This is a genomic window from Janthinobacterium svalbardense (assembly GCF_002327145.1).
In the GTDB taxonomy this organism is placed as follows: Bacteria; Pseudomonadota; Gammaproteobacteria; order Burkholderiales; family Burkholderiaceae_D; genus Janthinobacterium; species Janthinobacterium tructae.
On the sequence record NZ_CP023422.1, the window covers coordinates 268,148 to 280,290 of the forward strand.

General features: G+C 64.1%; 10 protein-coding genes. 7 read left to right on the forward strand and 3 right to left on the reverse strand.

The window, feature by feature from the left end:
- Positions 1–51 precede the first annotated feature (51 nt).
- Positions 52–1,251 carry a multidrug effflux MFS transporter gene (locus CNX70_RS01125; RefSeq protein ID WP_096232780.1) on the forward strand — a complete coding sequence of 400 codons (1,200 nt, stop codon included), beginning with the start codon at positions 52–54 and terminating at the stop codon, positions 1,249–1,251.
- Here CNX70_RS01125 and CNX70_RS01130 read toward each other — a convergent pair.
- From CNX70_RS01130 to CNX70_RS01140, 3 genes are all read right to left on the reverse strand, one after another.
- Positions 1,244–1,540: a DUF493 family protein gene (locus CNX70_RS01130; protein ID WP_096232782.1), complete on the reverse strand. Its 297-nt coding sequence runs from the start codon at positions 1,538–1,540 to the stop codon at positions 1,244–1,246. The genes CNX70_RS01125 and CNX70_RS01130 overlap by 8 nt on opposite strands.
- 320 nt (positions 1,541–1,860) lie before the next feature.
- Positions 1,861–3,480, reverse strand: a complete 1,620-nt coding sequence (locus CNX70_RS01135) for a DUF6600 domain-containing protein (RefSeq protein ID WP_157750869.1) — start codon at positions 3,478–3,480, stop codon at positions 1,861–1,863.
- Between the two features lie 103 nt (positions 3,481–3,583).
- Positions 3,584–4,225: a LysE family transporter gene (locus CNX70_RS01140; RefSeq protein WP_096232786.1), complete on the reverse strand. Its 642-nt coding sequence runs from the start codon at positions 4,223–4,225 to the stop codon at positions 3,584–3,586.
- Between the two features lie 191 nt (positions 4,226–4,416).
- On the opposite strand from CNX70_RS01140, the gene CNX70_RS01145 reads away from it, so the two are divergent.
- From CNX70_RS01145 to CNX70_RS01170, 6 genes are all read left to right on the forward strand, one after another.
- The gene (locus tag CNX70_RS01145; protein WP_096232788.1) at positions 4,417–5,364 is read left to right on the forward strand and encodes a DUF808 domain-containing protein; all 948 of its coding nucleotides are present in this window, start codon (positions 4,417–4,419) and stop codon (positions 5,362–5,364) included.
- Positions 5,365–5,449: 85 nt separating this feature from the next.
- On the forward strand, positions 5,450–5,881 hold the full coding sequence (yiaA, locus tag CNX70_RS01150; protein WP_096232790.1) for an inner membrane protein YiaA: 432 nt from the start codon (positions 5,450–5,452) through the stop codon (positions 5,879–5,881).
- 92 nt (positions 5,882–5,973) lie between these two features.
- On the forward strand, positions 5,974–8,034 hold the full coding sequence (locus tag CNX70_RS01155) for an EAL domain-containing protein (RefSeq protein ID WP_244198998.1): 2,061 nt from the start codon (positions 5,974–5,976) through the stop codon (positions 8,032–8,034).
- Between the two features lie 195 nt (positions 8,035–8,229).
- On the forward strand, positions 8,230–9,891 hold the full coding sequence (locus tag CNX70_RS01160) for a methyl-accepting chemotaxis protein (protein ID WP_096232794.1): 1,662 nt from the start codon (positions 8,230–8,232) through the stop codon (positions 9,889–9,891).
- Positions 9,892–9,916: 25 nt separating this feature from the next.
- Positions 9,917–11,365, forward strand: coding sequence for an oxygen-independent coproporphyrinogen III oxidase (gene hemN, locus CNX70_RS01165; protein WP_071080096.1), 1,449 nt, complete (start codon positions 9,917–9,919; stop codon positions 11,363–11,365).
- 9 nt (positions 11,366–11,374) lie between these two features.
- Positions 11,375–12,133 carry a sulfite exporter TauE/SafE family protein gene (locus CNX70_RS01170; RefSeq protein ID WP_096232796.1) on the forward strand — a complete coding sequence of 253 codons (759 nt, stop codon included), beginning with the start codon at positions 11,375–11,377 and terminating at the stop codon, positions 12,131–12,133.
- Positions 12,134–12,143: the final 10 nt, after the last annotated feature.

Sequence of the window (12,143 nt, forward strand, 5' to 3'; positions counted from 1 at the left end):
ACCGTTCCGGTGCGCCAACGGGGCGCACGTTTGCAAGGATCGTGTAAAACAATGCAGAAACAACTCGCTGTATGGGCCTGGGGCAGCATCGTGCTGCTGCTGGTCTGCCTGTCGCGCATCAGCATCGACATCTATTTACCTTCGCTGCCGGCCATGGCCGATGCCCTGCATGCCAGCGATGCTCAGCTGCAACTGACCCTGAGCCTGTTCATGGCCGGCTCGGCCGCCTCGATGCTCGCTTGCGGCCCGCTGGCCGACCGTTACGGACGCCGTCCCGTGCTGCTGGGCGGCACGGGCATTTTTGTGCTCGCCAGCATCGTCTGCACCTTCACCAGCGACGTGCACGTGCTGATCGCCGCGCGCGTGCTGCAAGCGTTCGGCGGCTGCAGCGGCACCATCATCGGCAGGGTCATGGTGCGCGACCGCTTTGACGCCGCCACGCAGGCGCGCATGCTGGGGAAAATCTCGATGGTGATGGGCCTGTCGCCGATCCTGGCGCCGCTGGCCGGCAGCGTGCTCGACGCAGCCTTCGGCTGGCGCGCCGTGTTTGGCGTGCTGTGCTTGCTGGGCGCACTGTCGCTGGGGCTGATCGCCGCCTGGGTGCCGGAAACCAGGCCGGCCGACGCCGTACCCCAAGGCAATACCCTGGCACTGTACCGCCGCCTGCTGGGCGACGCGTACTTCCTGCGCTATGCACTGGCCATCGGCTGCGTGTATTGCACGTATTTCCCGTTCATCGCGGAATCGTCCGTGCTGTTGCAAAGGGGCATGCATCTGTCGCCGCACGCGTATGCGCTGGTGTTCGCGCTGACGGTCAGCGGCTATATCGTTGGATCGAGCCTGTTCCGCACACTGGGTCCACGCCTGGGCGCCGATTACCTGCTGGGCGTGGCGGTGCTGCTGAATGTGGCGGGGGCGGCCAGTTTATTGCTGGCTGGCAGCCTGGCGCCGCAGCACGTGGCCTCGCTGGTGGCGCCCATGCTGCTGGTGATGGTGTCGGTGGGCATGGCGATTCCCGCCTGCCAGCTGGCCGTGCTGCAGCCGTATGGCGCCCAGGCGGGCAGCGCCTCGGGCCTGTTCTTCTTCGTGCAGATGGCCATCACGGCCGCCTGCGGCGCCATCATCGCCGCCATCACCGATGGTAGCGAAAAGCCCCTGCTGTGGGTGACGGCAGCGGCCAGCGCGGCTTTTGCCGTCGTCTGGCTGCTCACGAAGAGCCGCGCCAGCGTGACGGCAGCCAGCCTTACATGACGATCTTGACCATCGGGTGGCCCGACAGCGCCATGTACAGGGCGTCGAGCTGCTCGCGGCTGATGGCGCGCACGGTGACGGTCAAGCCCGTGTAATTGCCCTTGGGCGATGGACGCTCTTCCATGCGGCCCTCGTGGAAGGTCGGATCGTGGCTGATGACCAGTTCCAGCATGGTCGGCGCGAAATCGACGTGCGTCGGACCCATGATCTTGATGGGAAAGTCGCTCGGGTATTCGATCAGCGATTCGCTGGGAGGAATGATGTGTTCGGTGGGAGGGGTCGTTTGCATGGGAAATCCAATCAGTGCCGGTCAGGACAGGCGGCGCAGCATACATCGCGCGGCGGCTGCATAAAAGCGTATTGTAGCCAACTTTGGGGGCGCCTGCGCCCGTTGCCATGGCGCCAGGGGCACGGAAAAAAAAAGCCAGCTTTGTAGGCTGGCGAAAACTATTTCGTTTGGACAAAATAGCCGGAAAAATCGGTGTTGTCACGCAGTGGAGAAGCAGTGGTCGTACTGTAGACAAAATACGCCCGCATTACCCCCTGCATGTGACGAACTGCCACTTTCTCGGCCTGAACGTCGCTACGGCGCGACAGGCGGTGCGGCCGTCAACGCTCCGCTTCCTGTATCCGGCCATTGCGGCCGGGATTGCCGCGCTCATTGCCTCTGTCATTACTGCGTTCACGTGGCGGCCCGCTGCGTTCGCTGACGGGACGCGGCTGCGGCCGCTCGGCACGCGGCCGTTCTTCGCCACGCCACCCGGGGCGGCCCATCTGGTCTTGCACGGGCGGCAAGGCTGGCACCGCCGGCATCAGGGGCTGGGCCGGCATCGGCGGCTGTTGCGGCTGGGCCGGCACGGGCGGCCGGTTCGGCTGCACTGGGCGCGGCGCCAAGTGCGTCTGGCCATCGTCCGTCTGCAGGCGGCTGGGACGGTTGACCCAGTCGCGCCGGACACCGTTGTCGCCGCGCGGTGCATCAACGGGACGCTGCCAGTTGCCCGCCGGCGCAGGCGCCGTGCTCAAGGGGAAGCTTTGCATCACGGGCGGTGGCATGCTGGTGCGGTTGCGGCGCGGCACATCAACCGTGCGCGATCCGCCAAAACGCTCGCCGGGCAGCATCGTCATGCCTTCGCGCCGTTCGCGCTCACCCGCCACGGAGCGGCGCCCCTCGGCCACGCGGTTGATACGGCGTTCATAGTCTGCGCTGGCGCGGTAGCCGGGCACGTAGCGCTCATGCGGCGACAGGGGGAACCAGCCCACGCCGGGGCGCTGGTCATGGTTTGTCCCGTGATTGCCACCGACCCAGCCCACCAGGGCCGGTGCCCACGGCACGCGGCCGCGCTCGCGCCCCGGCGCCCAGCCCCAGCGTTGGCCCAGCAGCACCCAGCGGCCGTAATGCGAGGGCGCATAGCCCCACGGTGCATTGTCGACCCAGGTCCAGCCCCATGGCGCGATCCACGTCCAGCGCCCGTCGCTGTACGGCGCCCAGCCGGCAGGCACCGCGCTGGGCAGCCACAGGGGGCCGTATTGCGCATCGTCCTGCCAGGCGCCGTAGCGGTCCAGCTCTTCATAACCGGTGGTATCGTCCGTGACATAGCGCAAGGCCGGCACGGCGGCGGGCAAGGCTTCGGGCCAGTTATCGAAGGCGATCCTCTGCAAGGCACCCGTGCGCAATTCCTCGTCCGTCAATTCCGCGCGCTTGCCGGCACGCAAGGTCACGCTGCCCGTCGCCCCATCCACGTCGGCCGCACCGTCGAGCACGCTGACGATGCTGGTGCCGGGCTGGCGCCCCGCCTCGATGCGCACCCAGCCCGGCTGGGTCAGGATCACGCGGGCCTGGGCAGTGGTCAGTTCGAAGCCGCGCAGCGCGTCGGGATTGCGCACGCGCACGCTGACCGTGCCATAGCTGAGGTGCAATTTGAAACTGTCGTCATCGAGCTCGCTCACTTCCAGCTCGGAATCGCCATCGAGGCGCACGGCGGCTGCGCCCACGCGCAATTCCGCCAGCGCGCCGCGCATGGTGCTGAGCCGGTTATCCGTCGTGACGGGCCAGTTCAGCAGGGCATTTTGCGCCTCGCCATTGCCAGCGCGCACCAGCACTTGCCCTTCGACGGTGGAAATGCGCCCCACGCGGACAGGCGGGTCCTGCGCCAGGGCGAAGGTGCACGCCGACGACAGCAGCATGGCGCACACCGTATTCAAGAGGGGGAGAGACAGGATAGGACGCATGGCAGCGCTCCAGGCAAGACGTACAAGGATGATTGCTATCGATTACATCCGCATAGTGCGGGCATCGCAAGCGGGCTTACAAATGTTTGCATGTTGACCGGACTCAGGACGCCGCCTGGCTACCCCGCTTGACGAAGAACAATGCCGTGCCGACGGCCATCAGCAAGCCGCCAAAGAAGCGGTTCTGCTTCTTCACGGCCTTGGCATCGCGGAAAAAGCGTTGCATCGACGATGCCAGGAAAGCGTAGCTGTGCATGACGATCTGATCGATCGTGCACATGGTGACGGCCAGGATCAGCAATTGCGGCAGCAGCGGCGCAGTGGGACTGATGAATTGCGGCAACACCGCCACCATGAAAATGATGCCTTTCGGATTCGTCACGTTGGTCAGAAAGCCCGTCAGCACGCGCCGGCCCATGGACGGCACCACCGCGTCGGCATGCAGCTCGCCCGTCACCGCCACCCTGGCGCGCCATTGCAACAGGCCCAGGTAGATCAGATACAAGGCGCCCACCGTCTTGACGATATTGAACGCCACTTCCGAGGCCAGCAGCAAAGAGCCCACGCCAGCGCCGGCGATGCCCAGCACCACCAGCAGCCCCAGCTGCAGGCCGAGGATGGTGGCGCTGGCCTTTTTCACCCCGTAGGACAGGCCGTGCGACATCGACAGCACGGCGCCCGAGCCGGGCGAGACGGCGATGATGGAAGCGGCGATGACAAAGGTGATCCAGGTGGCGAAATGCATGCGGTATCCAAAAATGCTAACGAGGAGCAATTTTAACCCGGCCCGTGCGGCCCTGCCGGCCGTCCCTGAGGTAAGATTGCAAGGATGACTTACCCACGTCACCCCTTGCCGTACAACCAAGAATAACATCATGAAAAACAACACTTTCCTCGCTCCAGAATTGCCTGCCACCACCGTGGGAGCACGCTGAGATGGCCGGCTCCAGCCTGCTGGCCCTGCTCGACGACATCGCCAGCATCCTCGACGACGTTTCCCTGATGACCAAAGTGGCCGCCAAGAAGACGGCCGGCGTGCTCGGTGACGACCTGGCACTGAACGCGCAGCAGGTGGCCGGCGTGCGCGCCGAGCGCGAACTGCCCGTCGTGTGGGCCGTCGCCGTCGGCTCACTGAAGAACAAGGCCATCCTCGTGCCCGCCGCGCTGGCCATCAGCGCGTTTGCACCCTGGGCCATCACGCCGCTCTTGATGGTGGGCGGCGCCTACCTGTGCTTCGAGGGTTTCGAAAAGATTGCCCACAAGTATCTGCATCCGGATGACAGCCACAAGGCCGAGCTGGCACAGGCGCTGCGCGACCCGCAGGTCGACCTGGTGGCGCTAGAAAAGGACAAGATCAAGGGCGCCATCCGCACTGACTTCATTTTGTCGGCGGAAATCATCGTCATCGCCCTGGGCACGGTGGCTGCGGCCACCTTCGCCGAGCAGGTGGCCGTCGTCGTCGGCATCGCCATCATCATGACGGTGGGCGTGTATGGCCTGGTGGCCGGCATCGTCAAACTCGATGACGCGGGCTTTTATCTGGCCGCGCGCAAGGGAGCGGGCGCGCTGATGAACGGCGTGCGCGCATGTGGCCGCATGCTCGTGTCGGCGGCGCCGAAACTGATGAAATTCCTGTCCGTGGTGGGCACGCTGGCCATGTTCATGGTGGGCGGCGGCATTTTGACGCACGGCTGGCCGTGGGCCAGCGCCATGCTGCACCACGCGGAAGAAGCCGTCGGTGGCATGGCTCTCGTTGGCCCCGTGCTGGCTGCCGTCATCCCCAGCCTGATCAACGCGGTGGCCGGCGTCATCGCCGGTGGCCTGGTGCTGGCCGGCGTCACGGCCGTGTCAGCTTTGTTGCGCATGATCAAGCCAAACAAATAAACTTTCTGGTCTGATGGAGCGGCAGGCGCATCCGTGCCTGCCGCCCCGGCCATGCCGGCGGCGCCTGCCTGCCCATGGAGACCCTATGCAGCCTTCCCCCATCCAACGCCCCAGCAACGCCTTCATCGGTGCCTCCTGGGCGGCACTGCTGATCGGCGCCATCACCTATTTGTCCGGCCTGTGGAACGCCACGATGCCCCTCAACGAGAAGGGCTATTACTTCACGCTCCTGATGTATGGCCTGTTCGCCGCCATCTCGCTGCAAAAATCCGTGCGCGACCGTAGCGAAGGCGTCGCCGTGACGGGCATGTATTTCGGCCTGTGCTGGATTTCCGTGTTGCTGGCCTTGCTGTTGCTCACCGTCGGCCTGTGGAATGCCACCCTGCAAAACAGCGAAAAGGGCTTTTATGCCATGGCATTCCTGCTCAGCTTGTTTGCCGCCGTGGCCGTGCAAAAGAATGTGCGCGATGTGGCGCGCGCCGCACCCGCTACCTCTGCCGAGGCGCCGGGAACTTAATCAGCAGCGGCGCATCTATTCTGTATCCATGTCGGGAGAGGATGATGGGCGACCAGCAGAAACGTTTACAGATGGCGCTGGAAGCAGCGCACATGGCGATCTGGGATTCGCGCATCGTCGCTGGCCAGGTTATCGACGGCACAGTCATCTGGTCGGCCAGGGGGGCGGCTTTGCTGGGCCTGGAGGAACGCGCCCTGACCCATTCCTTCCCCGCTTTCCTCGACTGCGTGCATGCCGATGACCGCGACAAGGTGATCAAAGTGCTGCAAGACGGCGTGCGCCGACGCGGCGGCTACGCGCTGCAATACCGGGTCATCTGGCCCGATGGCAGCGAACACTGGCTGGCGGCCCAGGCGCAGGTCTTCATGGATGGCGGCGGGCATCCCGAACGCACCCTGGGCATCATCTGGGATGTCACCGAGCACATATTGCTCGAGCTGATGATCGCCGAGCGCAAGGAACTGGCCGAAGTGACGCTCAGCTCCATCGGCGACGGCGTCATCACCACCGATCCGCATGGCAAGACGCGCTACCTGAACCGCGTGGCCGAGCAATTGACGGGCTGGAGCAACGACATGGCACAGGGCCTGGACATCGGACTGACCTTGCCGCTGGCCGATGAACGCACAGGCGAAGCACGCGAGCACGTGGCCAAGCGCTGCCTGCAACAGCGCCAGGCCATCGGTATTTCCCCCCGTTCGCAGCTGATCACGCGCGAAGGCCGGCGCATCGCCATTGAAGAGTCCGCCGCGCCCATCTGGTCGCGCGACGGTGAGATCCTCGGCGCCGTCGTCGTGTTTCGCGACGTCAGCCACGAACGCAAGCTGAGCCAGCAATTGTCGTGGCAAGCCACGCACGATGCCCTGACGGGCCTGATCAACCGGCGCGAATTCGAACACCTGGTGGCGGGTGCACTGCATACGGCCAAAGAAAGCGGCCACGCGCATGCGCTGCTGTACCTCGACCTGGACCAGTTCAAGATCATCAACGACACCTGCGGCCATGGCGCCGGCGACGTGCTGCTGCAGCTGCTGGCCAAGATGCTGCAGGGACAGATGCGCGACAGCGACATCCTGGCGCGCCTCGGTGGCGACGAACTGGGCGTGCTGCTGCCCCACTGTCCGCTCGAGCATGCGCGCCTGATCGGCGAACAGCTGCGCCAGTCCGTGCGCGAATTCGCCTTCGCCTGGGACGAACACAGCTTCGAACTGGGCGTGAGCATCGGCATCGCGGAAATCAACCAGGACAGCAAGTCCATGAGCGAGCTGCTGAGCGCCGCCGACCAGGCTTGCTACCTGGCCAAGGAGCAGGGCCGCAACCGCATCCATGTCTACCAGGAGTCGGACGTCATGCTGGCGCAGCGGCATGGCGAAATGCTGTGGATTTCACGCCTGAACGAAGCGTTTACACACGACTACTTCCGCCTGTACGCCATGCCCATCGTGCACCTGCGCGACAGCCCGGAACAACATGATGAAGTGCTGATCCGCATCCGCAACGGCAAGGGCGACCTGATCCTGCCCAGCGCCTTCATTCCCGCCGCCGAACGCTACGACATGATGCGGTCCATCGACCGCTGGGTCATCCGCGCCGTCTGCCAGCATATCCAGAGCGTGCGCGACAGCCTGCCGCCTTTGGCCGCGCTGGCGGAAAGCCGGCGCCGGGCACCGGCCCTGTATTCCGTCAACCTGTCGGGCATGTCGCTGGCCGACCCCGGCCTGCAAGACTACATCACGGCGCAGTTCGTGCAGTACGCGATTGCGCCCGAACAAATCTGCTTTGAAATCACGGAAACGGCCGTCATCGCCAATTTGCCAAAAGCGCAAGTTTTCATGCGCCAGCTCAAGGCCGTGGGTTGCCGCTTCTCGCTCGACGACTTCGGCAGCGGCTTTTCCTCGTTCGGCTACCTGCGGGCCCTGCCCGTCGACTATTTAAAGATCGACGGCATCTTCGTGCGCGGCATCGCCACCAATGCCATCAACCGCGCCATGGTCAAGGCCATCAATGAAGTAGGCCACGTCATGGGCTTGAAAACGGTGGCCGAATACGTGGAAAACGCGGAAACTCTGGCCATCATCCGCGAACTGGGCGTCGACTACGCGCAAGGCTACGCCGTGGGCGGCTTGCGGCCCCTGACGGCGGGCGTGGATTAGCTACCACCGGCAACCAGTAGCTTTAAAACAATGCCGCATTGCTATCCCTAAATGCGTGCAAGCACGACCAATCTGGAGGATTTTGATCTACATCAATAAATTTGCGCAGGCGACTCCTTACACTGATCTCCATTCTTGCAATCGTGCAAGTCTTACTCACCAATTAGCTCTTTAACTAATCAGGAAGCCGCGACCATGCGCCAAAATTTGCCAGTGACTAACCGTGAAGTTCTCGTCTTGGACGATCAGGCCATCGTGTCGAAAACGGATATGAACGGCAATATCGTGTATGTGAACCCGTACTTCAGCCAGGTCAGCGGCTTCAGCGAGGCTGAGCTGATCGGTTCGCCGCAAAATATCGTGCGCCACCCGGACATGCCGGCCGAAGCGTTTGCCGACATGTGGACCTCGATCCAGGCCGGCACGCCGTGGACGGGCCTGGTCAAGAACCGTTGCAAGAACGGCGACTTTTACTGGGTGCGCGCCAATGTCACGCCCATTCGCGAAGCGGGCAAGACCATCGGCTACATGTCGGTGCGCGTGAAGGCCGACAAGGATCAGGTCAAGGCGACCGAGGAAGCCTACGCGGCCATCCGCAACAAAGAAGGCGGCAACATTGTCATCAAGAACGGGCAAATCGTCCGCCCGGGCCTGGCGCACCTGCTGCACAACCTGACGCACATGTCGCTCAACTTGCGCATCTGGGCCGCCACCTCCATCGTCAACTGTGTGCAACTGCTGGTGTGCGTCATCAGCCTGTTCGCCAGCGGCGGCAAGATCACCAATTACGCCATCTTCGGCGCCACCCTGTTCGGCTTCCTGATCAACGTTTTCCTCTGGTACACCTTGCGCATGTCCGTGCTCAAGCCGCTGGGCAAGGCCCTGAACGGCGCGCGGGCGATTGCCGCCGGCGACCTGTCGGGCAGTTTCGAAACGGACAGCACGGATGAAATGGGGCAATTGCTGCGCGCGCTGCAACAGATGAACAGCAACCTGATCGCCACCATCCGCGACGTGCGTATCAACGTGGAAACCATGGCCGTGGCCACCAAGCAAATCGCCGCTGGCAATATGGACCTCTCGGGCCGCACGGAATCGCAGGCGGCCAGCCTGGAAGAGACGGCCTCGAGCATCGAGGAATTCTCGTCGACGGTGAAACAGAACGCGGACAACTCGGTGCAGGCGAACGAGCTGGCCGTGGCCGCCTCGAAAGTGGCGGTGCAGGGTGGCGAGATCGTTTCCGAAGTGATCACCACCATGGACGAGATCAACACCTCGTCGAAGAAAATTGTCGACATCATCGGCCTGATCGAAGGCATCGCCTTCCAGACGAATATCCTGGCCCTGAACGCGGCTGTGGAAGCGGCCCGCGCCGGCGAACAGGGCCGCGGCTTCGCCGTGGTGGCGGGTGAAGTGCGCAACCTGGCGCAGCGCTCGTCCGTGGCGGCCAAGGACATCAAGCAACTGATTGAAATTTCCGTCGGCAAGGTGGGCGCCGGCATGCTGCAGGTGAACCGCGCCGGCGCCACCATGGAACAGGTGGTCAGTTCCGTCAAGCAAGTCACGGCCATCATGCAGGAAATTTCCATCGCCTCGCGCGAACAGAGCATCGGCGTCGACCAGGTCAACCAGGCCATCGCCCACATGGACCAGGTGACGCAGCAGAACGCGGCCCTGGTGGAAGAAGCCGCCGCGGCCGCCACGCGCCTGGCGGAAGAAGCGGCCAGCCTGTCGCAAGCCGTGAGCCTGTTCAATTTCGGCAAGATGCCGCCACCGCGCCGCGTCGCCATGCCTGGCGCCAAGGGAGGCGCCGCGAACACGGGTAAACCCGCCGCTCTGAAACGCCTGGCCGCTTAACACCTTTCAAGACCTTACACACATCATGCCTACACTACTCAGCAGTGCTTCCGCCGACCTGGACGCCGTCGTCGAATTCGACCCGGTCATCATCGGCAAGATGAGCCAGTCCGGCCCCCGCTACACGTCCTATCCGACCGCCGACCGTTTCAGTGCCGACTTCGGCTACGGCAACTTCCTCGAAGCGCTGGCCGCGCTGCGCATGCGCGGTGGCCGCCGTCCGCTATCGCTGTACGTGCACGTGCCGTTCTGCGACACCCTGTGCTACTACTGCGCCTGCAACAAGATCATCACCAAAGACCGCAGCAAGGCCGCCACCTATCTCAGCTATCTGAAACAGGAAATCGCCATGCAGGGCAAGCTGTTTGCCGGCATGAACCAGATCGAACAGCTGCATTTCGGCGGCGGCACGCCGACCTACCTGAGCGAAAAGCAGATGGATGAGCTGATGCTGCATTTGCGCCAGCATTTCGAGTTCGCATCCGACGAAGACGGCGAGTATTCGATCGAAATCGACCCGCGCACCGTGTCGCGCGAACGCGTGTTTTCGCTGCGCGCGCAAGGCTTTAACCGCATCAGTCTGGGCGTGCAGGATTTCGACGCCGACGTGCAAAAAGCCGTCAACCGCATCCAGCCGGAAGCGGAAACGGTCGCCATCATGCAGGCCGCGCGCGACGCCGGTTTCCGCTCGATCAGCATCGACCTGATCTACGGTTTGCCCAAGCAAAACCTGGAGACGATGACGGAAACCCTGCGCAAGGTGATCAACGCCAGCCCCGACCGCATCGCCCTGTACCACTACGCGCACATGCCGCACCTGTTCAAGCCGCAGCGGCGCATCCTCGACGCCGACATGCCCGACAGCGCCACCAAGCTGGCCATGCTGGGCCTGTGCATCGCGCGCCTGACGGCTGCCGGCTATGTGTACATCGGCATGGACCATTTCGCCAAGCCGACGGACGACTTGGCCGTGGCGCAGCGCCAGGGCCGTTTGCACCGCAACTTCCAGGGTTATTCGACGCGCGCGGAAGCCGATCTGATCGCCTGCGGCGTGTCGGCCATCAGTTCCGTCGGCGCCGTCTACAGCCAGAATGAAAAGACGCTGGACGCCTACTACGAAAAGCTCGACGAAGGCGTGCTGCCGATCGCGCGCGGCATCAAGCTCGATACGGATGATTTATTGCGCCGTATCATCATCCAGATGCTGATGTGCAATTTCGAATTGTCGATCGCCACCATCGAGCAAGCCCACCCCGTGAAGTTCCGCAGCTATTTCGCTGCCGAGCTGGAAAAGCTGCGCGAACTGGCGCGTGACGGCTTGCTCGTCATCGAGGAAGACTGGCTGACGGTGACGCCGAAAGGGCGCTTGCTGATCCGCAATATCTGCATGGTCTTCGACCGCTACCTGACGCAGGCCCGCGCCAACGCGGCGCCGGACGCGGTGCAGCCGCTGCGCTACTCGAAAACGGTGTAACGCCGCCCGATGAACGCCCTCAGCCTCGTGCCCATGTTCATGGTCGGCCTGGCCGGCAGCGTGCACTGCATCGGCATGTGCGGCGGCATCGTGGGCGCCCTGTCGATCAGCGGCGGTGCTCCGGCGGCGCCCACGCGTCCCGTGATTGCCATCGCCGTGGCACACCCGGCGCTACAGGCAAACGTCCTGCGCGTGCTGGCCTACAACGGCGGGCGCATCGGCAGCTACATGCTGGCTGGCGCCCTGGCCGGCAGCCTGGCGGGCGCGGGCATGCTGCACATGGCGTCACTGCAAGTGGCCGGCTACTGGCTGGCCAACCTGATGCTCGTCGCCCTGGGCCTGTACCTGATGGATGCCTGGCGCGGCCTGGCCCACCTGGAAGCGGCCGGCAACGTCGTCTGGCGCCGCGTGCGGCCCCTGTTGAAACCGTTGATGCCAATGGACACTGCATTCAAGGCGCTGGCCGTGGGCGGCCTGTGGGGCTGGGTGCCATGCGGCATGGTCTACAGCGCCCTGCTGACGGCCATGCTGCAAGGTTCGGCCCTCGACGGCGCGGCTGCCATGGCCGCCTTCGGCCTGGGCACCCTGCCCATGCTGCTGGGCATGGGCTTGCTGGGCACGCGCCTGCGCGCGCAGATGCAGCGCCGTCCCGTGCGCATCGCCAGCGGCTTGCTGGTGCTGGGCTTTGGCTTGCTGGGCCTGCTGCGTGCCGCGAATGGCGTGTCGCTGGGCTGGCTCGACGCCCTGTGCGTCACTGGCCATCCATGAAAAGATGCAT

Bases quoted from the DNA above. Each gene is read 5' to 3' on its own strand.
- CNX70_RS01160 (WP_096232794.1), top strand. From the start codon at position 8,230: ATGCGCCAAAATTTGCCAGTGACTAACCGTGAAGTTCTCGTCTTGGAC.
- CNX70_RS01155 (WP_244198998.1), top strand. From the start codon at position 5,974: ATGGCGATCTGGGATTCGCGCATCGTCGCTGGCCAGGTTATCGACGGC.
- CNX70_RS01145 (WP_096232788.1), top strand. From the start codon at position 4,417: ATGGCCGGCTCCAGCCTGCTGGCCCTGCTCGACGACATCGCCAGCATC.
- CNX70_RS01125 (WP_096232780.1), top strand. From the start codon at position 52: ATGCAGAAACAACTCGCTGTATGGGCCTGGGGCAGCATCGTGCTGCTG.
- yiaA (WP_096232790.1), top strand. From the start codon at position 5,450: ATGCAGCCTTCCCCCATCCAACGCCCCAGCAACGCCTTCATCGGTGCC.
- CNX70_RS01135 (WP_157750869.1), bottom strand. From the start codon at position 3,480: ATGCGTCCTATCCTGTCTCTCCCCCTCTTGAATACGGTGTGCGCCATG.
- CNX70_RS01140 (WP_096232786.1), bottom strand. From the start codon at position 4,225: ATGCATTTCGCCACCTGGATCACCTTTGTCATCGCCGCTTCCATCATC.
- hemN (WP_071080096.1), top strand. From the start codon at position 9,917: ATGCCTACACTACTCAGCAGTGCTTCCGCCGACCTGGACGCCGTCGTC.
- CNX70_RS01130 (WP_096232782.1), bottom strand. From the start codon at position 1,540: ATGCAAACGACCCCTCCCACCGAACACATCATTCCTCCCAGCGAATCG.
- CNX70_RS01170 (WP_096232796.1), top strand. From the start codon at position 11,375: ATGAACGCCCTCAGCCTCGTGCCCATGTTCATGGTCGGCCTGGCCGGC.